We start from the raw sequence: 22,890 nt of genomic DNA on the forward strand, positions 1-22,890 counted from the left end.
ATTGAAAAGAAATAGAGTTAGATTATTATTTTGCTAGTTCTGTTACAAGTTTTAGTAGCTTAGGTCCACCAAGAGGACTGTAAGCTTGAGCTGGAATGGCTTCACATGGAACACCAGCTTCATCGGCAGATGCCTTAAAGCCATCGAAACGATGTTTGACTTGTGGAGCTACCATTGCCACATCCCAGCCGTTACGTACTTCTGCATCAAATTCTTGAGTTCCGACTGCCAATACTTCGATATTTACACCCTGTTTTTCCCCTTCTTTTTTTAAAGCGCTTACAACGATAGCGCTTGACATTCCACCTGAACATACGAATAATACCTTCATTATTTGTTCCTCCAATTTTTTATTTTTATATTAAAAAGCGTTAAATCGTTTTTCTTATGAAACCATGTGCCTTTTCTAAACGATTTGATGCTTCTTTATATGAAACATTCGTTAAAATCATGACAATTGCAATTTTAGGCTGATCATGTGCCTTTTCTAAAAATTCATCTGCAACTTCATAACTACAGTCAGTAGCGTCCATGATAATACGTTTTGCACGTTCAACCAGCTTTTCATTTGTTAACTGTAAATCCACCATTAAATTCCCATAAACCTTTCCCACTCCAACCATTGAAGCTGTTGAAAGCATGTTGCATACTAACTTTTGAGATGTTCCAGCTTTTAAACGTGTCGAACCTGTCAGGACTTCAGGCCCGTTTACTACTTCAATCGCAACTTTTGCAATTTTCCCTATCTCTGAACCTTTGTTACAGCTTATAGACACTGTTCCTGCACCAACTCGATTGGCATATTCCAAGCCTGCAATAACATATGGAGTGCGTCCACTGGCCGCAATTCCTACTACAACGTCCTTGTTCGTCAATTCGATTTTCTTTAAATCTTCAGGACCTAATTCAAAACTGTCTTCTGCACCTTCAACCGCTTTAATGAAAGCCTTTTCCCCGCCAGCTATAAGACCCACTACTTCGCTTGGATCGGTATTGAATGTTGGGGGACATTCCACTGCATCCAATAAACCGATGCGCCCACTTGTACCTGCACCCATGTAAATTAATCTGCCATTTTTATTCATAGCTGCAACGATCATCTCCACTGCTTTGGAAATTTGCGGAAGTTCTTTTTTTACACAATGGGCAACTTTTATGTCTTCTTCGTTCATCACCTCTAACAATTCAAGTGTATTCATTTCATCTAAACTCATGGTCTTTTCATTACGACGCTCTGTCGTTAAATGTCCTAGCATACAAATCATCCTTTTTTTATTCAGTGGTGAAAGTGGTGAAACTTTTTTTGCTATAGTGAATATATCACTATTAAAATTTTATTTCAATATTGTGTATACATTTTTAAAAATTAATTTTAAAATAAACGTAGATACATAAATGATTTATAACTTTCTACTAAAAATGTAAACCGGTTGGCTATTTCATGAATCCTATGATTCTTTTATTGATTAGACATAATCTCCATTCTGATTGGTGACAATTTGATATATTCTTTATTTGTTAACGCTTACAAATAATTAAATATAAATATTAGTAATGAAATGAGGTTGTATTATTGATGAATGAAAGAGTTACAAAGAGAAAATTAGGTTCATTGGCGCTAGCCGCTTTGGTGGGAGGATCGCTTATCCTTCCATCTGACTTGATTGCAAATGCAGAATCAGGGACTATCCCTCAGCAAACGACTTATATAAAACAGGAACTGCGCGCAACTTGGATTGCAAGTGTGTTAAATATTGACTGGCCGTCCAAACCTGGTTTATCCGTATCAGCACAGAAAGAAGAATTCATAAAATATTTGGATGAACAAAAAGCAATGGGCATGAATGCTGTCGTTATGCAAATCAAACCCACTGCAGATGCTTTTTATCCTTCTGAATACGGTCTCTGGTCAAAATATTTAACAGGAGTCCAAGGAAAAGATCCTGGGTACGACCCTCTTGCATTCATGGTTGAAGCAGCACATGAGCGTAATATGGAATTTCATGCGTGGTTTAATCCATACCGCATAACCATGCCTTTAGGTAAAACAGCTGAAATATCGGATATTGATAATCTTCCAGAATCCCATCCTGCTAGAAAGCACCCGGATTGGGTCATACCATATGGACAACAATTGTACTTTAACCCAGGCATTCCTGGCGTACAGCGGTTTGTAATCGATGGAATAATGGAAGTTGTTAAGAATTATGATATCGATGCAGTTCATATGGACGATTATTTCTATCCTTACAAGATTGCAGGAGTACCTTTCCCGGATGAACATTCCTATCAAAAATATGGAGCAGACAAATTTACAAATATAGAAGATTGGCGCAGGGATAATGTAAATAACCTTGTTAAGCATATAAATGAAGAAATCAAGGCAGAAAAGTCATATGTGAAGTTTGGTATTAGTCCATTTGGAGTTTGGCGCAACAAAGCAGTTGATCCCACAGGGTCTGACACTGCTGCCGGGCAAACGAATTACGATGATTTATATGCAGATACCAGAACGTGGATCAATAATGGATACATTGATTATATTGCTCCCCAATTATATTGGAATATAGGATTGCCAGTAGCTGACTATGCCAAACTTCTTGATTGGTGGACAAAAGAAGTCGAAGGTAAAAATGTTCAACTCTATATTGGACAAGGAGACTATAAAATTAATACAGAGTCCAATGGTGTACAAAACTGGTTCAATCCTGAAGAAATGCCCAACCAGTTAAAACTGAATCGAACATATGAGGAATTTGATGGAAGCATGCATTTCAGTGCCAAAGATTTACGGAAAAACCCCCTTGGGATAGCAGATCGCTTAAGCGAGGATATTTATAAACATCCCGCATTGGTTCCGGCCATGCCTTGGATTGATGATCATGCTCCAAAAGCTCCAAAGGTAATCAAGGCAACACAAGCAGGAGATGGAATACAATTTGAAATTAACGATCACAAGCAATCGGATGCATCCTATTATGCCATTTATCGTTTTGATGGAGAGAAAAAAGGAAGTATAGAAGACTCAACGAATTTACTGGCTACCGTGCATAAAGAGAAAAACCGTCAATTATTTAATGATGGGACTGTAGTAAAAGGAAAGACTTACACATATGTTGTTACTGCCTTGGACCGAACCCATAATGAAAGCAAACAAACTAAACAGATTAAAATAAAAGTAAAATAATCATCAAGCATGTAAGTGAATAATGACGTAAGGTATGCATGAATAACGTGCAGGAATGGTCTTATCTTTAGTATCATTTGCTGTTGCAAAAAATCACAAATCAGGATTATAAAAGTCAATTAAAGTAGGTGGAAGACTATGTACATAGTAGGGTTAATGTCCGGAACATCACTGGATGGAATTGATGCCGCACTTGTTCGGGTGGATTATAGTGGACTAGAGACTGAAATGGAAATGATTGAGTTCATAACATACCCTTTTCCAAAAGATGTTGAAAAAGAAATTATGCAGTCTTTATCGGTAGACACGTCCAATGTGCAGTTAATTTGCAGTTTGAATTTTAAATTAGGAAAATTATTTGCCAATGCAGTAAAGGAAGTTTGTCTTAAAGCTGGATTTCCCATTAATAAACTGGATCTTATTGGATCCCATGGACAAACCATATACCACCAGCCTATACAAGAACAAAATTGGATTCCCTCCACGTTGCAAATTGGGGAAGCTGCAGTGATAGCTCATGATACAAACACTCCTGTTATATCTAACTTCCGTACGATGGACATGGCTGCAGGAGGACAAGGAGCTCCGCTTGTTCCTTTTACCGAATATATTCTTTATAGAAGCGAAACGAAGGGAAGATTACTTCAAAACATAGGGGGCATTGGAAATGTAACCGTCTTACCCAAGCAAGCATCTCTGGATGACATGTATGCTTTTGATACAGGGCCAGGGAATATGATCATTGATGAAGTATGCCGACAATTGTTCCATGTAAAATATGATGAAGGTGGTAAAATAGCTAAACAAGGACAAATTAATGACGAACTTTTATCTTATTGCATCAGTCATCCTTATATTATGAGCCCTCCACCAAAATCAACCGGCAGAGAATTGTTTGGCAAGCAATATGTTGTAAAACTATTAAAGATGTTTGAATCACTTCCAAGCCAAGATATTTTAGCAACCGTAACGATGTTCACAGCAAAGTCTATTGTGGAAAATTATCGAAATTTCATCTTTCCTAAAACCAATATAGAAGAAGTGATTATTGGCGGCGGTGGCAGCTACAATAAAACGTTATTAAATATGATCCAATCATTACTTGGAAATTCCATTCAAGTCTTGACTCAAGAAGAGTTGGGATACTCTTCTGAAGCAAAAGAAGCGGTGGCCTTTGCGCTACTTGCAAATGAGACTTTTCATGGTCATGCAAGTAACGTTCCCAAGGCTACCGGCGCTAACATCGATGTCATCCTTGGAAACATGACCTTCCCTCCTTCAACACATCGAATTAAGAAGTAAACATATTACAATATTATATTGGGAAGCAGATATATGAAGAAAAACAACGTTATCCTAAATGGATTGCAACTCAAATTTATATAACTTTTTCACAATTGTATAAGGTAAAAAGCTTATTAACTATTGAAAAAGAGTAAAAGGCACATCGATATTTGATGTGCCTTTTACTCTTTTTTTGAATGCCTGAAGAATCAGGCGAACTCTTCTATTTATTTAATTGCCAAGCATAAGAGATACATACTTCACTTCTAAATATTCATCCATGCCGAAGTGTCCCCCTTCTCTACCTAAGCCACTTTCCTTCATCCCGCCAAATGGTGCTTGGGCAGTGGATGGGGCACTGTCATTAATACCGACAATTCCATATTCAAGACCATCCGAATAAGTAACTGCTTTATTTAATGACTCCGTATACACATAAGCTGCCAAGCCAAAGTTTGTGTTATTGGCTCGATCTATCGCTTCTTGATCGGTTTTAAATGTACTGACAGGGGCAATTGGCCCAAACGTTTCTTCCTGCATGCACAGCATATCATCCGTTACTTTGGAAAGAATTACTGGTGCGATAAAATAACCTTGTTTTTCTTCGAATTTGGAGGTTTTATGGATGAAAGCTCCTTTACTTTTAGCATCCTCCAATTGAAGCTGGACTTTTTTTACTGCGGCTCCATCTATCAGGGGACCAAGATCGGTTCCATCCATTCCATTTCCAACCTTCAAGGTTAAAACAGCTTCTTCAAAAGCTTGTAAAAATGGCTGCTCGATCGTCTCATGGACGAAAATTCGGTTCGCACAAATACATGTTTGTCCGGCATTCCTGAATTTCGATTGAATCAAACCTTTTACGGCTTCTTCGATATTCGCATCTTCAGCAATGATGAACGGAGCCAATCCACCGAGTTCAAGCGAGACTTTTTTAACAGTTTCCGCCGCCTTTTTCATTAGATGTTTCCCTACAGGAGTGGAGCCAGTGAATGTAATCTTTTTTACACGTGAATCATTCATCCACACGTCAGACACATCTCCCGGTTTTTGGGTTGTTACAATATTTATTACGCCGTCTGGAATGCCTGCTTCATGGGCACTTTCAACTAACAGCAAAGCGGTCAAAGGCGTTTGTTCTGCGGGTTTGATGACGACGGTACATCCCGCAGCAAGGGCTGGCGCAACTTTCCTCGTGATCATTGCAGCCGGAAAATTCCATGGGGTAATGGCAGCAACGACACCCACCGCCTGCTTTTGCACTAAAATACGCTTTGAAGCAACGGAGGCTGGTATGATTTCCCCGTAGTTACGCTTTGCTTCTTCAGCAAACCATTTCACGAAACTTGAAGCATATTTCATTTCACCTTTTGCCTCGGCCAATGGCTTTCCTTGTTCCAGTGTCATGATTGTCGCGATTTCATCCAGCCTGTTCTCAATGATTGTGTACCACTTCTCAAGTAATTCCGCCCTATGATAAGCACTTGTTTTCGACCAAGTCAGAAAGGCAGCCTGAGCTGCATCCACAGCTGCCTTTGCCTCTTTTTCATTAGCGTCCGGAACATAGCCAACAGGCTCCAGTGTTGCTGGATTTTCTACTACAAAATGGTGTTCTGTATGAATGCGTTCGCCGTTAATATAAATTGGCCATTTTTCCACTACTTTTTTCATCCCGCTTTAATCTCCTCTTCTTCTTCTTCTTCATGATCTGTAAAAGTATTATCATTTTCTCCTTTGAAAAAGTCCTTTCCATATAAAAGGGCACATAATAGGATTCCTGCTGCAAACGCCATTCCAGCACCTTTTATAACTAGGATGGCAGCAACGACCCCTGCAATTCCCAGGTCGCGTTGGCTCTTTGCCTGCATCACACCGACGCGTACGCTAACATATCCCTGAACCAAGAGTGTTAAGGCCAAAGCAACACCTAGAATTGGTTCCACTAAGCTGACGACCGGCAATAAGAATAACCCTGTATTCGTACCCCAACGGAATGAGCCAGCACCGCCAAAGAAAGAATTCATTGCTTTCTTGCCATTCTTGAACCGTTCCACAACTACGACCTGCATGGCTGCCCACAACGGACCACACATTGTAATATCAGGTCCGATAAAACTCATGATCACATTTCGGCCACCAAAAATTAAATGAGCTCTGTTTGGATTATAGTCCACTTTTTCATCATCCCTGACCTCATCGGATTCAGAAAGCAACGCTTTCGTTTTCAGCACATCCCCGAATACGACTAAATAAGTAGCAAAAACAGCTGGAATCGCACTTAAAAAGAAGGTCATGGCAGGAAATCCCAAACCAAAAACAGTATAGTCTGACCAAAGCGTAGCAAAATCCGGACTGCTGAATCCCCATTGAATATTAGGCCATTTTGCTTCTCCAAAAATCGGGGCTACAAAGACTGCGAGCAAGATAGCTGGCAATATCCCTAAATTCCCTAAAAATACCCAAGCTTTATTTCGCATTTTTAATTTTCCAAAACTTTTTGAGAAAAGTAGATAAAAGGCAAAACCGATACAAATGCTTATTGTATAAGGAAATAAATCAAACTTTCCACCCACTTCGAAAATGGAAACGACAGCACCGATACCAGCTCCTAAAATAATTCCTGATTTGATTGCATTCGGCACTAATCGAACGACCTTACTCGCAAGTCCGGTCATTCCTAGTACTATCGATAAAATACCCAATGTCAATTGAAACGCAACGAGTGCATAGACCCGATCAGGTCCTTCCGGAAATTGCCCGACAAACAATACAAGCAATGGAACCGCCGGTGTAATCCAACCTGGTATAACTGGGTCTCCGAGTAAATGATGTGCTAAATATAATAATCCATTTAAGACAACGACGGCTAGAGCCACATCAAATGGCATACCTAGATGGTCTGCAAGCAGTGTAATCGCTCCAAGGTCAACTGCACACATCAATAGTCCTTGAACATAGTCCGGCCATTCAAACCGATAATGGACAAATGGCAATCTAATTTTAAAGGGTCCCGCAGGTATATATGATGTCTCTTCTCCGTAGCGACGGTTTTTCCATTTCATAATGTTTCCTCCACTTAAATGCCATAGGCTGAACGGTAAATTTTTTCGATATCCCGAACGTTTAATGCACGGGGATTATTCCGCAGCAATCGTACTTGTTTAATGGCTTCGGCAGCCATTTCACTTAAGGCAGATTCAGGAATGTCAAATTGACGAAGTGATTCAGGTATATCCACGTAACGACATATTCTCGTCATCGCTTCTATAGCTTTATCTGCTGCCTCATCATCATTTAAATGATTGACTTTCTCTCCCAGTGCTTCTGCAATGTCACGGAACCTTTCCAAACATGCAATTTTATTCCATTGCATGACATATGGCAGTAATAATGAATTGCTGACTCCATGTGATAAATGGAAGCGGCCTCCAAGCGGATAAGCTAAGGCATGAACAGCTCCAACACCAGCATTTCCAAAAGCTAACCCGGCCATTAGGCTTCCTGTGATCATGGCTTCCCTTGCTTCTAGATGATCTGGCGCAGCGTAAGCCTTTGGTAAATTTTTCGCTATCAACTTCATGGCTCCAATTGCCAAGGCATCCGTCAAGGGCGAGGCGAATTTGGAAATATAAGCCTCCACTGCATGAACCAGTGCATCCACCCCACTCGCTGCCGTCACACTTGGCGGGCAAGTCAGCGTCATGACGGGAGATACGATTGATACATCCGGTAAAAGATACGAACTAACAATTCCCTTCTTAACCTGTTCTTTTTTGTCGGATAGAATCGAAATATTCGTCACTTCAGACCCCGTGCCAGCCGTCGTCGGTATGGCTATTAAAGGAATTCCTGGAACTTCAATTAGGTTCGTGCCAAAATAGGTCTCGATGCTACCTGAATTCGTAGCCATGACAGAAGAGGCTTTGGCAATATCCATCGCACTTCCCCCTCCTACCGCAATCAGCCCATCATGATTTCCATCCCTGATGGACCGTACACATTGCTCAACGATTTCAATTTCCGGTTCAGGATTCACATCCGAAAAAATACCGTATGCTGATGAAAGTAAATCCTCAACCTTTTGCACAACCCCAGCATCCAGTAGAACTTTATCTGTAACGATCAATGGATTCTTCATCCCTAATCGAGTAACCTCTTCAGTCAGCTGTTGTAAAGAATCTGCTCCTGTCACCAATTTGTTAGCCATTGAAAAAATAGAAATATTCATGATTATCTCCCCTTTCAGTTATTACTTATGCATGAATCATGCCAAAGTGAAAACGCTTAATTTATAAGGGAAATAACTTATTCTTTCATGGGTAACCCTATAAAAATGAGTAGAAATCAAATCAAAAAAACTAATTCGATTCGTTTTCTACTCGTATGTGAAATTTTTTCATTTTTTGCACTAAAGCGCTTTGACTGATATCTAAAGATATGGCAGCCGCCCTTGTTGTCCCGTATTTTTTCATCGCTTCCAGTATCAAGGTCCGCTCCAGATCGGAAACGGCTTCCTTCAAGGAATGAGATGTTGGTTTTTTTGATAAGACCGGCTGTATGAAAGATGGTAAATTAGCCAAATCGATCGTATCATCGTAAGTCGTGACAACCAGTCGCTCTGCAAGACTCGCAAGCTCACGTATATTACCAGGCCATGAATAGTTTGTCAGCCATTCATAGCATTCCGGTGTCATCCTTTTCTGTTCATTATATTTTTCATTGAATTTTTTCAAATACATTTCTAAAAGCGGGATCGTTTCTTCCTTTCGCTGGCGCAGTGGCGGAACTTCAAAGGATACAATATTAAGCCGGTAATATAGATCTTCGCGGAAAGATCCTTCTTGAACGAGTGAGGCCAGATCCCGATGAGTTGCAGTAATTAACCTGACATCCACTTCTTTCATTTCGGTGGAACCTACTCTCATAAACTTGTTTTCTTCTACCACTTTCAAAAGTTTGACCTGTAACTCTAAAGGTAAATCCCCTATTTCGTCTAAAAATAACGTACCACCATTCACTTTCTCAAAAATCCCCATTTTCCCATTCTTCAGGGATCCGGTAAATGCTCCCGGTTCGTATCCAAAAAGTTCGGATTCAACCAAGTTCGCTGGGATGGCTCCGCAATTTAATTCAAGGAAAATTTTATCCTTCCTGGAACTTTTCGCATGAATGTACTTAGCGATTAAGCTCTTCCCTACACCCGTTTCCCCCTGTAACAAGATCTTCGCATCCGTTTTAGCTACTTTATCGGCCAGTTTGAATAAAGGAGTTGTAGTAGGCCCAATGATTATTTCCTGCAAATTCACCTGTTCCGAGCCGGGCAATAATTGAGAAATAGGTTGGAAAGATAACTTTTGACTGTCGATTGTGTACTTCATCCGGATTAATTCAGTAATATCCCTTACACTATTTATGACGAAAATGACTTGATTCTGTGGCGAAAGAATAGGTGTGGCAGATACGATTATCTTTCTCCCATTTCGGATTCTTTGTGTCAAAGTGACTTGATTCTTCGTTCGAATAGAGTCCAACGAAGCAGAAACGGATATCATACCCTGCTCAATTAAATAACTCATTGGTTTTCCGATAATTTCCTCTTCTCTTATTCCGGTAATGCGCTGATAAGCTTGATTGATAAATAATGTCGTTCCTTCCCCATCGGTGATATACACGCCATCATACAGGGCATTAAATACAACCCTGCATAGATCACTCTCAAAAAATGCTTGAAATTGTTCATATGGTATAGAGTAATTCCGTATATTTTGTAGCGGTGCATTCACTGTAATGAAATGAGAAATAGGCTTCGTCAAATCACTCTGCTGCACTGCCGCAGATAACGCTTCAATCGTCAGAAATCCGATAAATTCCTCTGAATCGTCCATTACTTCCACTTCATTGCTTCCGACAGGAAAACTTGAAATCGCTTCCTCCACTGTCATATCCGAATAAAACTTAGTCATCCATATCCACTCCTAACCTGATCCTGACTGTCTTTAACATTTGATAGAACGCTTTCTCCTTGATTGGAGTACTCTTTGATAGTCCAGGCGAATTCCTCGCCTTTTCAAATTAAAGAAGGCATAAACATCGTTCTCATTATCTTATATTGTGAGCATTATGTAATGTCCTTTCCTTTTGTATGATACTATATACGACAACCAAAGACACCCAGAATAAGTGCTTCAGCGGTAAGAACATATTCAATCCCCATATGCTTTTTCCGATAAATATGCATGGGTATGACACTGTTATCATACCAAAAAAAGTTTGCCTGAAGTTTTCTATGGCTTGTACAATTGGGACGTGGCTTCCGTTCCAAGCACTCACTATCCGCGGTCGGTCCGGGAGCCTCCTCTACAATCAACTTTGTTTTAACATTTAGATAGAACTCCTTTTGCCTACAGTCCTTTTAAAATAGAAGGATTAAAACTTGAGTTGATGAGGATGCTTTTTGAACATGATTCTATTCAGCGAGATCAACTTGAAATGATTACTTTAGACCAACCGATGCCAGCGAACCATTTGGTTTGTAAAATTGAGACTGCCATTGATTAACCTTGGGCCAAAATTACAAAGGGAATTTTCAAAAGGGGTTCGGAATTTTTTAATTCCGCACCCCTTTTGTTACAAACTGAAACCTAATCCATATTTGGATTAGGTTCTTTGATTTGAATATGGTAAGTTAATTGCTTTCTCTCTAATTCTATGATTAATTTGGAAACCAACCAACCGGTTTTACATCGAGATTAATGTTGATTTGTTTAATTTCCTGGTATTCATCCAAGCCGTATTTTCCTAAACTGCGTCCAATACCGCTCTGTTTGTAACCGCCCCATGGCGCCTCGACATAGGTTGGATGATAATCATTTACCCAGGTGATGCCTGCCCGTACCTTCTTGATCACTCGCAGTCCTTTTGCCCCGTCGTTAGAGAAGACGCCGCCTGCAAGGCCGTAGTCTGAATCATTTGCAAGTTTAATAGCTTCTTCTTCATCTTTAAACTTTTGGATGACAACTACTGGTCCAAAGATTTCCTCTTGTACGATGCGCATGTCAGGCGTTACATCAGTGAAGACAGTCGGTGCAATGAAGAATCCTTTGTCAAGACCGTCATCAACAAGACGGTAACCGCCTGTTGCAAGTGTCGCACCTTCCTGTTTGCCGATTTCAATATAGTTCAAAATGCTATTCATTTGGGCTTCGCTGACAATTGCCCCCATGTGGCTGTCTTCCGCGAGGCCAGGTCCTACTTTGATTTTATTTGCGCGTTCCACATAGCGTTTTACATATTCATCATAAATACTTTCTTCAACTAGAATGCGGCTACCTGATGAACAAACTTGGCCGGCACCGAAGAAGATGCCAAACAATCCGTAATCGACGGCCGTCTCTAAATCTGCATCTGCAAAAACGATGTTAGGTGATTTACCGCCAAGTTCTAGGGAAATTTTCTTTAAGTTGCCCGCGGCCGCTTTCATGATTGCGCGGCCAACATCTGTACTTCCTGTAAACGAAACAATGTCAACATCCTTGCTTTCTGCAATTGTTTGACCGACAACAGTCCCGCGGCCCATCACCATATTGGCCACACCTTTAGGGATGCCCACTTCCTCTAGGATTTCAAATAATTTCATAGCTGTAACAGGAGTCAATTCAGCCGGTTTATATACAATGGTGTTACCTGCCGCAAGGGCCGGTGCGATTTTCCAGACACTCATTAGAAGAGGGAAATTCCAAGGTACAATCAAACCGGCTACTCCTACTGGCTCGCGAACAACCATCGCTTGAACGGGAGCGGGAACTTGGTAAGTTTCCCCTTCAGGATGAAGGATTAAGCCTGCATAGTAACGGAAACACGCGGCTGCATCGGCAATATCGAAACCTGCCTCTGCTTTAAGTTTCCCGTTGTCCATTGTTTCAAGAATCGTTAACTCTTCCGCACGTTCATCAATTTTATCCGCGATTTTATATAGGTAGGAAGCACGCTCCTGTGCTGTTAGGCCTGACCATACTCCACTTTCAAAAGCTGCTTTCGCAACAGAGATTGCCATTTCTGTATCTTCTTTGGTGGCACGCGGTGCCCTTGCAATGACTTCCTGTGTTGCAGGATTAATTACCGGGATTACTTCATTTGAAGATGAGGACTGCCACTTACCGTCGATGTAATTTTTTAGCTCTAAAACTGCCGTTTCTAAAATTGTCATGTTTTATGCCTCCGGTTTACATTATTTTTTTTTACCTATACAGAATGATTAAAGTTTTAAAATAAGTCTGTCGTCCTTCGCACGTGAGCAGCATGTCAGTATTGAGTTGCGTGTTTGACGGTTTTCTTCGCTAAGGAAGTTATCCCGGTGGTCTACTTCCCCTTCTGCTACATCTACTTCACAACTTCCACAACCGCCCACTTTACAAGAATAAGGTGCATCTATTCCTTCCCTTAAAAGGGCTTCAAGCAATGTTTCACCCTCATGAACGTTGATGGACCGATCGCTGTCTGTAAGGTCGACAATGAAAGGATCTTGCGGTCCATCATTTTTTGTCGCAAATAATTCGAAGTGGATCGCATGTTCCGGGTACCCATATGAACTTGCAGCTTTTCGATACTCTTGTACCATCTCTAGGGGTCCGCAAAAATATACATGTGTGCCAATGCGATGATCCATCATCGTCTCAGGCAACATTCTGCGTTTGTCTTCTGCCTGCGAAAAATAAAATGTACATTGATCAGGATATTTGGCTTTCAACAGATCATAAAAAGCACATAACTCCGGTGTGCGTGCTGCATAATGGAGTTCGAAGGTTTGCCCTTCGGCAGCCATGTCTTCCATCATTGCCAAAAATGGGGTGATGCCGATTCCAGCTGCATAAAAAGCATGATGCTTAGCTCGAAAGCTTAGAGGAAAGTTGTTTTTAGGGAAACTGACTTCCAACCTGGAATCTTTCTTTACATGATCATGCCAGAAAGCGGAACCTCCGCGAGACGCCTCGTCACGACGAATGGAAATTGCATATTTTTTGCGGTCTCTTGGATGGCTGATGATGGAGTATTCTCTCTCGAATATCATATCTTCCGCTGGCATGAAAGTGGTCAAATGCGAACCGCCTGTAAATGCAGGCAACGGTTTTCCATCAACTGGTATCAACTCGAACTGTTTCACGAATGGAGTTTCTTGAATGATCTTGTTTACTTTCATTTGAATATTTCCTACTACCCGCATGATGATCAGCTCCCTACTTCTTCTTCTTTTCCGATTGGGATGAATGGGTAACCAATATAACCTTCCCGTACGATTGAATAAAAAGGACCTATTTCAAGACTGGCTCTGCACTGGTCACATTCTGCAATCTCTGCTTCTTCTGCGACTTCCGACACTTCGAAACATTTCATGCAATATACGTACCTTCGTTTAGGCCCGATAATCACCGTCTGGATCTCATCCTCAGATAGACCAGCTTCTACTCCCAGCGAGAAGACCATAACGGCATTGTTCCATGCAGCCGCAATATAAAATTGGGTGCCCATCTTTTGTGACAAAATGACTCTCTTAATCTCCTCTTTATCTTCCATTCCGTTAATGGAAAGACCTTCAAAAGGTACTGTACCTGCAATTTCAGAAGTGAAACTTTTCGCCTTTTCATATCCGGCTTGATCAGAAATGATGACAAACTTCCTTCGTTCATTCCGAGGAGTAAATTGATTTACGATCGTAATGGATTTATCAAACAATACTGGACTATTGTACAAGGCCCTATCCCCCTACTTTTTGTTTATCTTCGTTTTTTGTTTTTCATCAATGCGCCTCAAATATTCAACCGATTGTGGAAGAAACGGGGCAATCCCTTTGTATTCAGCCATAGGTTCCGGAATATCCTGCAGTACGCTATATGTCAGATCAAACCACTCCTGGCGCAATGCCAAATCCTCTATTGGCAGGAACTGCGTATTCAATACGAATAGAATGGCGTTGCTTCGTGGCATGCGATAAAACTTTTGTTCTTCAACACGCAAACGAACAAGTTTACCTGCATTTTCTGGTGTTATCCCAGAACGCTGCGGTCCCCATACATCCATCGTTTCATAGTTGACATCCCAACGGTCCGCCATCAGGTTCCAGTTGATGCGTGTCCATGGCTTTCCTGGCTCAATGGATAATAAAAACTTACGAACGCGATCTGCCAGTTCGTCGCCTTTCCGCGATACAAATGGAACTGGTGCATGGATTTCATCAAAGGACATGCCTTTATTCCAGTTAGCTGAGAAGAGCGCGGCGTATGAAACTTGCCCCACTTCCAAATAGAAATTACTATCGCGATGAACCATTAACACAAAATCATTGTGGAAATGGCGCCCTATATAATCAAGCGGCTCATTTGGAAGCGTGCTGGCATCGCCATATACGAATGAATCGGATTCCCCGAAGATGTGGTTTTTGAAAGTCCAGTTGTCTCCATCTTTAATGACCTCGAAATGCTCCGGATAGCGATCGGCTGCCATGTCGACAAGCATTTCCAGTACCTCCCATTGCATTTCTAATGTGTGTGAAAAAGATTGAAACCTTATATGCGGCTGTTCTTGAAGGAGACGACGCTTCGTTTCTACTTGGAGTTTGTATTCTGGTGTGACTTCGATACAGTTAATGTTTGAGAGTCGTTTCAAGTCGTTTGAATAACGATAGTTACCTGAAGTGAATGGAAATGGGAATGTATCTAAATCAGTTGTTTTGAAATCTAAGCTTTGTGTAAACATCGAACAATCTCCTCTCGTTCCCTAGATTCTTTTAAGGGCGTGTTTTTCTATTTAGCTTCCTTTAATTCAACGGATGGACGCTCCATGTCAACTTCAAAACGGAAAAGGTATTTAGAAGATGCATAGTAGGTGACTAAAGCAACAAAGTATGTGGGAATTCCGGCAGCCGAATAAAGGAAAAAGTCACTTGCTTCAAAAGTCAATGGATTATAGAGTGCCCAGTATACGATCGTTCCAATAACCACTGTGAGAACTGCAGACGGGTTAATGCCTTTCCAATAGGTATAAGAGCCTTGCGTATCATACAAATCCCTTATTGAAATGCGTTGGCGCTTTACAAAAAAGTAATCTGCAACGACAATGCCACCAAGAACAGCCATAATAAAAGAAATGACAGCAATGAATGAACCAAATGCATCGTAGAACGTTGAGCTTAAAAGTAAGAATATAGTTGGTACGGTTGTACCCATCGCTATCATCCATGACTTTTTAGGGAATACAGTTTTAAAGCTGACAGCTTGTGAGTACATAAGGAAAATGGCTGCACCGACATTCCCTACCGAAAGTAAAATCAAGCCAATGAAACCGCCCCAACTTCCTGCGATTGAAAACATCCAGTCAGAAGGATTAAGTGAACCAGTGACTAATGCAGCAAGGGCCCCAACTAAAGCAGCGATACTGACGATGATTCCATAGCTGTAGAATCCTGCTTTAAATGCTCCTCCTTCGGTTTTAGAAAAACGGCTGTATTGGCCAAGATATGGAAGCCATGAGAAGCCGAGACCGATGTTTAATTCCAAGGCAGTCGCGAATGAACGGGAAGTCGTTTCAAACGGCTCAGAAGGAAGTATATTGGCAACTTTCGTGAATCCCTGTCCAAACAAGACTATTGCGAGAAGGCCAAACATGAGAACCATAAAAACCGGAACGGCTACTGCGGTATATTTTTGAATCGCTACCGGTCCCCTCACCGTTACAAGAAATGCACAGATAAAGAGTAAAATTGAGAAAAACGGCGCTCCCGTTGCTTGACTTGAGAAAATGGCGGGCATCCCCATCCAATTAGCAGCCTCTGCTAACGCCTGGCCAGACATGAAAAGCGCAATGGAAATGTAGCCGAGAGTCAAAATAAGGAAAACAAAGAAAAAGATATTGGATCCGATATACCCTAGTGAACTTCGAAACCCTACAAAAGTGTCTATGCCATAACGCGAAAAATACAGGGTAATGGGAACAATCAACAGCATTGGGAAGGCGTTACCGAATAAAATCGCTGCAAGTGACTGCTTCGCATCAAGCATTGTACCTGTGTATCCACCAGTTAACAGCCCAAAAGATGAGAGGCCAATAACAACCTGGACTAAAATTAAATCGCGAAGGTTAAAAATCCGGTCACTTTTACTTGCCGGTAAAAAGCCAAAGGCCACATCCTTTGAAATGGAGGAAATCTCTTTACTCACACGCTTCTCTCCCAACTATAAAATAATGATTGCGTTGCTTGGAAATAAGGCTGTTATTGTTCTGGGGGTTCTAAACAAAACTACTTTAAACAAGTGAATAGACCAGGTAGACAATGATTAAAATCATGAAAAAAATAGAGCCTGTCGCATCCTTCCATTTCATTTTGTCGATTTTCACGGCATCTTCCTGTTCATACGCAATGATCCGCTCATTCAAATCTGAATATAAACTTTTAATAAAGGGATCTTCTGAATTGATATTCTGTTGAAACTGATTCTCTTTATTCAAAATAGCTTCTCCCTCCTTTGCAAATCATGCTTTTTAGTCCCTTCTCTTTACTTTGTTGCAATAACCATGCCAATCAGAAACACTATGCTTACAAGGTTTTCAATAGGAAGAATATTCATTTTTGAAACTATTGAACAATTGTGAAACTTCTGTAATATTGAATCTAGGAAGTTTAATGAAAGGCAGGTAGACATAAATGGATCACTTCACCTCTGCACTCTTGTCTATTTACGATCAGCTTATTGTGACAGATAAAAATGGCACCATTTTGAAGTCGACCGGAACAAGGAACTCCTTATTCCATACAGTCAAATCCGCTAATGTCGGTGGTTCTATCAAAGATGTTGAACAAGATTTATTTTCTACGAGTTTGGCAGAAGAGGTAATGGGCAAAAATGAAAAAAAAAGTTTCATGCAGTCCTCATGGCAGGGTCCAGAGGTGCTGGTAACGGCATACCCGATTGAATCAGGGGCATGGGTCTGGGCCTACAAAGAAATTAAAGACTCTTACCCAGATACATCAGTGGGGCAATCGGGGCCATTATTGGAAGCGAAAAAGCCATCTTTTCCATTTGTGATCCGCAGTAAACCCATGCTAGACGTTCTTCATAAAATGCAAATGGTCTGTGATGTCAGCGCAACAGTCCTTTTATTGGGGGAATCCGGTGTCGGAAAGGAAATAGCTGCCAGGGCCATACATAATATGGGTAACAGGAGCGACGGACATTTTATACCAGTCAATTGCGGCGCCATCCCGGAAAACTTGATTGAAAGCGAACTGTTTGGCTACGTAGAAGGGGCTTTTACCAGCGCAAGGAAAGACGGGGCCAAGGGGAAATTCACACTTGCACATAAGGGTATCTTATTCTTGGATGAAGTGGGCGAGTTACCGCCTAACGTACAGGTAAAACTGCTTCGAGTCCTTCAGGAACGCGTTGTCACCCCAATTGGCAGTACGACCTCACACCCTGTTGATATTCAAGTGATTGCCGCAACAAATAAATCACTCGAAAAAATGGTGAAAAAAGGTGAATTTCGAGAAGACTTATATTATCGTCTTCATGTCGTACCTATCCATCTTCCGCCGCTTAGGAAACGTGTAGATGAAATCCCCCATCTGGTTCAATTTTTTTTACAAAAGTACAATACGCTGTACAAACGAAAGGTAGCCTTCACCCCGGATGCAATCGACTTGCTATGTATCTATCAATGGCCCGGTAACGTGCGCGAACTTGAAAATACAGTTGAAAGGCTTGTGATTACAAGCGGAGTACCGGAAGTGGATGTTGCTTTGGTTAAAGAGGTCCTTCCTTTTAAAGGGCCCAAACCCACTTCAATACCTGTCATCGATTTTCTAATGCCATTGCAAGAAGCAGTCGACCTTGTGGAGGAACAACTGATCAACATGGCAATGGAACAATACAAATCATTAAAACTAGCGGCAAAGGTATTGGAAGTCAGCCAGCCGACCATGAGCAGGAAATATAAAAAATTACGTAATAAAATTGAAGAGGCAAGCTTTTCACCAGTGAATAAACGGGCCATTTTAGAAGAACAAATAAATCAGCGGCTTCGTTCCGTTGCCGTTGTAACTGCAGCTATCATTCCAGCTGATGAGGTTATCAGTCTACAAAAAAATATGAACCGGCAAACTTCCCATTCCCAAAAATTGAAACAAAAGCTTACCCTGATTCAAGAAAAAGAAGGCGTAATTGAATGGGTCTTCATATTTATCATGACAGAGGATGGACGTCTGATTCACCTCGTCGCAGACAAAGGCTTTGTAATTGAACCGGGGGAAGAATATATCGGCCCTCCGGAAATGGTAAATGTCGCTTACCAGGCGTTTAATGGGAAAGCGGGTGTTACTCCCATTTACGAAGACCGGTACGGTGAGTGGAAAACGAGCTTTGCGCCAATAATTGATGATGACGGCAATATCGTTGCCATTGTCGGATGTGATTACAGTAAAGCCTATTTCAATTCTGAAATGCAGCGTCTACGTAAGCAACTCAATATACATGTTTGAAATTCAGGATGCAGTCATGCCGGAATTATTTCAAACCGGCTGGATGCTATAGTTAAGATAAAAAAAGCTGATTACAGGAGCCGTCTTGAGCGGGCTTTTGCATTCAGCTTTTTCGTTATTTTCTTTTCATTTACATTATGAAGGTTATGAAGGAATTAAAATGGCATTAACGCCCGCCATTATCCGGATCCAACTGGTTTTTCCATATGACCACGCTTATATAGGTGATATGGTAGATCGTACCTGCCCGTGGGGCTTGGACCCCGTCAGGTAAACGGTTCACCCCCTACTTGTATACACGCGACAAGGCTGATCGGAACAATGATCACGTATTACATGTGAAGCTATGATACTACTAGAAGGATTTAGGGAGCTAGATGGAATATATCATTATCTTTTCATAGTTGGAGTTTATATTTTCAACTATACTGCCACGTTAGTTCCATAAAAAAGGCTGCCTAGTAACCTTCCTTATTGAAGTAAAGAGCCGTTTGTTGCATAAGAAAAAGGTTGCAGCAGCAACCCCGGATATTGAAGTATAGCACCTGTTAGCTTAACAAGGTTTGGATAGAATATTTTTCAAATTTAATGTATGTTCATTCGAATATAGGACGCATAAAGCTTCTCTCATAACTTAAAATACATTTAGTCTCTTCTGCAAATTTATATGCTTCTTGACATTCTGCATCCAATGCCATTTTTACTCGGTACTCTTCATATGCTGCTAAACTTGGGAAAGTGAATAATGCATAAGCAATATTATTAGCACCCTCATGCGGGAGGAAATACCCCTGATGTGCACCGCCTAATTTATTAACTAATCGAATCCACATCTTACCGTATTCTTCGAACTCATTTATTTTATAAGGGTCAAGAACATATTTCAGATAGCATGTAACCATTTTAATCCCCCCAAGAAAATCTATTTTTTTCCATCATAACATATAATTCTACTAACCTCCCTTGTTGTTCCATTAGAAAAAGAGCAACCGAAGCACTATCTGATTGAAGTAAAGCACCTGATAGTTGAATAATCATCGTTACATTCATATTTCTTTATTCTGTATTAACAAAATTACAAAATTCTTCATTACCAAAAACTTCAAAAACCATCTCATTCTCGAACTCAGTTGATAACATCCATTCTATATCCTTACCTATAAGTCCAGTTAAAGAAGTACCGCCTTCATCTGCTCAATTTTCAGTACAGATGTTTTATCCTGTCTCTTTAAACAATGAGTTCTAATGCTTTCTATTACCCTTGAAATATTATCATATACATTAACGTTAAATAATTACTCCCCTCTTCTTAAAAATTCTACATCCTTCCAATAAGGATTCATTTATATCTTCTGGAGAAATTTTGCAGGTTTTAGATTATGAACAACTGATTAAAAACTCAACTTGTATTTAAAAAATTATTTTCAAGGATATCGTTTGGAAGAGACCTCCTGAGAAACTCTCACTTCAAGCATAGCTAAATGCTAGATAGTCTCCGTTCTATCGTTCGATACTTTGCAATCTCCTGTTCATAAAGGTCATTTCCATGTGTATCATAGACAACTAAAGCCGGGAAATCCTTGACAACAAGTTCACGGACAGCCTCCGGCCCCAGATCTTCATACGCTACTACCTCCGCTGCTTGTATCTTATCGCTTAAGAGGGCAGATAGTCCGCCAATGGCAGAAAAACAAACCGCTTTTTCATTTTGGCATGAATCTTTCACAGATTGACCTCTAGGCCCTTTGCCAATTACACCTTTCACACCATATTCAAACATGGCCGGCGCATAAGGGTCCATGCGCGCAGCTGTCGTCGGGGCTATCGAGCCGATAATCTGCCCGGGCTTAGGAGGAGTTGGACCCGCGTAAAAAATAATTTGATTTCGCAAATCAATCGGTAGAGGAAGACCTTTTTCAAGAAGCCCAAGGAAGCGCTTATGGGCAGCATCTCTAGCCACATATATCACTCCATTTAAAAAGACTTCATCTCCCGCTTGTAAACGGAGGGCATCTTCCTGAGTAAGGGGTGTTTGCAAGGTTATTTTAGCCAATATTTAGCACCTTCTTTTCTGGATTTAAAGAATGTAGGATTTTTTTCTTGCTGCATGACACTGAATATTAACCGCTACCGGTAGTGCGGTGATATGACATCCGTATGTTTCCACAGACGTCCATAAGGCTGTATTGGTTCCGCCCAGTCCCTGTGGACCAATACCTGTCTTGTTAATTTCTTCAAGTAATTCTTTTTCTAGTTGCGCAATATGTGTATCAGAATGGTGCTTGCCGATATCACGCAAGATCGCTTTCTTAGCTATTTCCGTTACTTTATCAAAGCTCCCACCAATCCCAACACCAACCACAATCGGCGGACACGCTTTTCCACCTGCTGCTACAATCGTGTCCAGCACAAACTTCTTGACCCCCTCTGCTCCCTCTCCTGGAAGCAGAAATTTCATGGCGCTCATATTTTCACTTCCGCCGCCTTTTGGCAAAACCGTTAATTTAATTTGGTCTCCGGCAACGATTCTGGTGTGTATCACACCCGGTGTATTATCGTTTGTATTCTTTCGGAGTAACGGATCTCCGACGATGGAGTTGCGCAAATAGCCTTCTTTATAGCCTTTTCGAATTCCTTCGTGGATTGCCTCTTCAAAATTTCCACCTTCAATGTATACTTCCTGCCCCAATTCAACAAAAACCACCGTCAATCCTGTATCATGGCAGTACGGCCGATCTTCTGTTGCGGCCACTTTAGCGTTTTCAATGAGCTGCTCAATAATGGATCTTCCTAACGGCGACTGTTCGGATTCTCTCGCTTTATAAAATCCTTCTACAATGTCCTCTGGCAGGTTGTAACATGCCTCCCAGCAAAGTGTTGCAACTGTGTCACGAATTTGATCAACGGAAACCTTTCTCATGCTTTATCCACCCTTATATTTTTTGACTTTCATTATCCATTATCTTAAGATGCAATATCCGTGCTAACATTGCCGCAGCTTACATTTATCTCTCAAAAAAATGAACAAATTCCTTTGTTTACACGGTTTTATCCAGAATGATTCAGCTCCAGCCAAAATGATAATTTCCAATTATTATATCCCGTTACTTAAATCAAAAATTGAAACTTGATACTCTCTAATTAAAGTTTTGTTTTGCGGTGATCTTCTTTCACTATCCTGCACCTTAGTCTGCACAGATGAATTTCTTCTCTTTAGATCGGACAACCTCAAAGTTTTCAAAGCTTTTATATGCAACCCACATGTTAAAATAAACAAAAAAACTTATCCCGAAAAATGGAATCAACCCTGTAAAATAACTAAAGAAATAATAGGTGGATAGACTACCGATAAGCATAAAGATTAACGTAGTTGGTCGTAAAAACCCAATTTTTAGAGCATGAGTCACATATTGATAGACCTTCAAATCATAATGAACAAAAACCGGGAAAATATATAGAAGAGTCATAAAATATACCATACCAATCAAAATCATAAGATAATTCATAATGGTGTAAAAAGCACCTTCAAATTGGCGAAAGAAATATAAGTCAAAATACCAAAAAAAACCTATGAGCGTTATTTTGAGACCCAAACCATTTGCCCGAATAAATTCTGTTCGAAACGTACTCCAAAACGTTTTAATGACTGAAATATCCTCTTCACCCATTGCAGTTTTCCTAGCAATTGCAAACATTGCGACAGTACTGGGAATAATCCCCAAAATGACTCCACCTATTAAAGTGAAAATGATCCATAAAAGATTTAAATACGCAAAATGTGTGATCCATTTACAAAGATTATAGATTCCCGTTAATAGTCGGCTCATCTCCATTTCGCCTTCCTCCTTCCATGATGTTCAACATGATCGTATTTTAGTTCTGCAGAGAAGCC

Annotated in this window: 20 protein-coding genes; 3 read left to right on the forward strand and 17 right to left on the reverse strand. The window is 40.7% G+C overall.

Annotation, left to right across the window (positions count from 1 at the left end; translation table 11 throughout):
* Positions 1-25: 25 nt before the first annotated feature.
* Both QUF78_RS16300 and murQ read right to left on the reverse strand, forming a co-directional pair.
* Entirely contained in the window at positions 26-331 is a 306-nt protein-coding gene (locus QUF78_RS16300; protein ID WP_289315947.1) for a PTS sugar transporter subunit IIB, read from the reverse strand.
* A 40-nt stretch (positions 332-371) separates the two neighbouring features.
* Positions 372-1,265, reverse strand: a complete 894-nt coding sequence (gene murQ, locus QUF78_RS16305; protein WP_289325492.1) for an N-acetylmuramic acid 6-phosphate etherase — start codon at positions 1,263-1,265, stop codon at positions 372-374.
* 311 nt (positions 1,266-1,576) lie between these two features.
* Here murQ and QUF78_RS16310 point away from each other — a divergent pair, with 311 nt between their 5' ends.
* Both QUF78_RS16310 and anmK read left to right on the forward strand, forming a co-directional pair.
* Positions 1,577-3,187 (forward strand): glycoside hydrolase family 10-like protein, encoded by a 1,611-nt coding sequence (locus tag QUF78_RS16310; RefSeq protein ID WP_289325493.1) that lies wholly within the window; start codon positions 1,577-1,579, stop codon positions 3,185-3,187.
* Positions 3,188-3,325: 138 nt separating this feature from the next.
* Complete coding sequence (gene anmK / locus QUF78_RS16315; RefSeq protein ID WP_289325494.1) at positions 3,326-4,489, forward strand: anhydro-N-acetylmuramic acid kinase AnmK; 1,164 nt, start codon at positions 3,326-3,328, stop codon at positions 4,487-4,489.
* Positions 4,490-4,702: 213 nt separating this feature from the next.
* Here the strand turns inward: anmK and QUF78_RS16320 are convergent, their stop codons facing one another.
* The 10 genes from QUF78_RS16320 to QUF78_RS16365 form a co-directional block, all read right to left on the reverse strand.
* Entirely contained in the window at positions 4,703-6,142 is a 1,440-nt protein-coding gene (locus QUF78_RS16320; RefSeq protein WP_289325495.1) for an NAD-dependent succinate-semialdehyde dehydrogenase, read from the reverse strand.
* Positions 6,139-7,533 (reverse strand): solute carrier family 23 protein, encoded by a 1,395-nt coding sequence (locus QUF78_RS16325; protein WP_289325496.1) that lies wholly within the window; start codon positions 7,531-7,533, stop codon positions 6,139-6,141. Before QUF78_RS16325 ends, QUF78_RS16320 begins: the two co-directional genes overlap by 4 nt.
* Positions 7,534-7,547: 14 nt before the next feature.
* Positions 7,548-8,699, reverse strand: coding sequence for an iron-containing alcohol dehydrogenase (locus tag QUF78_RS16330; protein ID WP_289315941.1), 1,152 nt, complete (start codon positions 8,697-8,699; stop codon positions 7,548-7,550).
* Between the two features lie 130 nt (positions 8,700-8,829).
* On the reverse strand, positions 8,830-10,434 hold the full coding sequence (locus QUF78_RS16335) for a sigma-54 interaction domain-containing protein (protein ID WP_289325497.1): 1,605 nt from the start codon (positions 10,432-10,434) through the stop codon (positions 8,830-8,832).
* A gap of 749 nt (positions 10,435-11,183) precedes the next feature.
* The gene (locus QUF78_RS16340; protein ID WP_289325498.1) at positions 11,184-12,677 is read right to left on the reverse strand and encodes an aldehyde dehydrogenase family protein; all 1,494 of its coding nucleotides are present in this window, start codon (positions 12,675-12,677) and stop codon (positions 11,184-11,186) included.
* 48 nt (positions 12,678-12,725) lie between these two features.
* Positions 12,726-13,691: a PDR/VanB family oxidoreductase gene (locus QUF78_RS16345; protein ID WP_289325499.1), complete on the reverse strand. Its 966-nt coding sequence runs from the start codon at positions 13,689-13,691 to the stop codon at positions 12,726-12,728.
* 5 nt (positions 13,692-13,696) lie between these two features.
* Positions 13,697-14,218: a hypothetical protein gene (locus QUF78_RS16350; protein ID WP_289325500.1), complete on the reverse strand. Its 522-nt coding sequence runs from the start codon at positions 14,216-14,218 to the stop codon at positions 13,697-13,699.
* A gap of 12 nt (positions 14,219-14,230) precedes the next feature.
* On the reverse strand, positions 14,231-15,220 hold the full coding sequence (locus QUF78_RS16355) for a heme-dependent oxidative N-demethylase family protein (RefSeq protein ID WP_289325501.1): 990 nt from the start codon (positions 15,218-15,220) through the stop codon (positions 14,231-14,233).
* 47 nt (positions 15,221-15,267) lie between these two features.
* Entirely contained in the window at positions 15,268-16,680 is a 1,413-nt protein-coding gene (locus tag QUF78_RS16360) for a purine-cytosine permease family protein (RefSeq protein WP_289325502.1), read from the reverse strand.
* A gap of 85 nt (positions 16,681-16,765) precedes the next feature.
* Positions 16,766-16,969: a hypothetical protein gene (locus QUF78_RS16365; protein WP_289325503.1), complete on the reverse strand. Its 204-nt coding sequence runs from the start codon at positions 16,967-16,969 to the stop codon at positions 16,766-16,768.
* A 220-nt stretch (positions 16,970-17,189) separates the two neighbouring features.
* Here QUF78_RS16365 and QUF78_RS16370 point away from each other — a divergent pair, with 220 nt between their 5' ends.
* Positions 17,190-18,998, forward strand: coding sequence for a sigma 54-interacting transcriptional regulator (locus tag QUF78_RS16370; protein ID WP_289325504.1), 1,809 nt, complete (start codon positions 17,190-17,192; stop codon positions 18,996-18,998).
* A 596-nt stretch (positions 18,999-19,594) separates the two neighbouring features.
* On the opposite strand, the gene QUF78_RS16375 is transcribed toward QUF78_RS16370, so the two are convergent.
* From QUF78_RS16375 to QUF78_RS16395, 5 genes are all read right to left on the reverse strand, one after another.
* Entirely contained in the window at positions 19,595-19,900 is a 306-nt protein-coding gene (locus tag QUF78_RS16375) for an NIPSNAP family protein (RefSeq protein ID WP_289325505.1), read from the reverse strand.
* 1 nt (position 19,901) lies between these two features.
* Positions 19,902-20,048 (reverse strand): hypothetical protein, encoded by a 147-nt coding sequence (locus QUF78_RS16380; protein WP_289325506.1) that lies wholly within the window; start codon positions 20,046-20,048, stop codon positions 19,902-19,904.
* 427 nt (positions 20,049-20,475) lie between these two features.
* Complete coding sequence (locus QUF78_RS16385) at positions 20,476-21,051, reverse strand: FumA C-terminus/TtdB family hydratase beta subunit (RefSeq protein WP_289325507.1); 576 nt, start codon at positions 21,049-21,051, stop codon at positions 20,476-20,478.
* A 24-nt stretch (positions 21,052-21,075) separates the two neighbouring features.
* Entirely contained in the window at positions 21,076-21,918 is an 843-nt protein-coding gene (locus QUF78_RS16390; protein WP_289325508.1) for a fumarate hydratase, read from the reverse strand.
* A gap of 265 nt (positions 21,919-22,183) precedes the next feature.
* Entirely contained in the window at positions 22,184-22,831 is a 648-nt protein-coding gene (locus QUF78_RS16395; RefSeq protein ID WP_289325509.1) for a YesL family protein, read from the reverse strand.
* Positions 22,832-22,890 lie beyond the last annotated feature (59 nt).

It is taken from the genome of Peribacillus sp. ACCC06369 (assembly GCF_030348945.1).
Classification (GTDB): Bacteria; Bacillota; Bacilli; order Bacillales; family DSM-1321; genus Peribacillus.

Coding starts and splice junctions, on each gene's coding strand:
- QUF78_RS16300 (WP_289315947.1), bottom strand. CDS start 331: ATGAAGGTATTATTCGTATGTTCAGGTGGAATGTCAAGCGCTATCGTT.
- murQ (WP_289325492.1), bottom strand. CDS start 1,265: ATGATTTGTATGCTAGGACATTTAACGACAGAGCGTCGTAATGAAAAG.
- QUF78_RS16310 (WP_289325493.1), top strand. CDS start 1,577: ATGAATGAAAGAGTTACAAAGAGAAAATTAGGTTCATTGGCGCTAGCC.
- anmK (WP_289325494.1), top strand. CDS start 3,326: ATGTACATAGTAGGGTTAATGTCCGGAACATCACTGGATGGAATTGAT.
- QUF78_RS16320 (WP_289325495.1), bottom strand. CDS start 6,142: ATGAAAAAAGTAGTGGAAAAATGGCCAATTTATATTAACGGCGAACGC.
- QUF78_RS16325 (WP_289325496.1), bottom strand. CDS start 7,533: ATGAAATGGAAAAACCGTCGCTACGGAGAAGAGACATCATATATACCT.
- QUF78_RS16330 (WP_289315941.1), bottom strand. CDS start 8,699: ATGAATATTTCTATTTTTTCAATGGCTAACAAATTGGTGACAGGAGCA.
- QUF78_RS16335 (WP_289325497.1), bottom strand. CDS start 10,434: ATGACTAAGTTTTATTCGGATATGACAGTGGAGGAAGCGATTTCAAGT.
- QUF78_RS16340 (WP_289325498.1), bottom strand. CDS start 12,677: ATGACAATTTTAGAAACGGCAGTTTTAGAGCTAAAAAATTACATCGAC.
- QUF78_RS16345 (WP_289325499.1), bottom strand. CDS start 13,691: ATGCGGGTAGTAGGAAATATTCAAATGAAAGTAAACAAGATCATTCAA.
- QUF78_RS16355 (WP_289325501.1), bottom strand. CDS start 15,220: ATGTTTACACAAAGCTTAGATTTCAAAACAACTGATTTAGATACATTC.
- QUF78_RS16375 (WP_289325505.1), bottom strand. CDS start 19,900: ATGGTTACATGCTATCTGAAATATGTTCTTGACCCTTATAAAATAAAT.
- QUF78_RS16380 (WP_289325506.1), bottom strand. CDS start 20,048: ATGAATGTAACGATGATTATTCAACTATCAGGTGCTTTACTTCAATCA.
- QUF78_RS16390 (WP_289325508.1), bottom strand. CDS start 21,918: ATGAGAAAGGTTTCCGTTGATCAAATTCGTGACACAGTTGCAACACTT.
- QUF78_RS16395 (WP_289325509.1), bottom strand. CDS start 22,831: ATGGAGATGAGCCGACTATTAACGGGAATCTATAATCTTTGTAAATGG.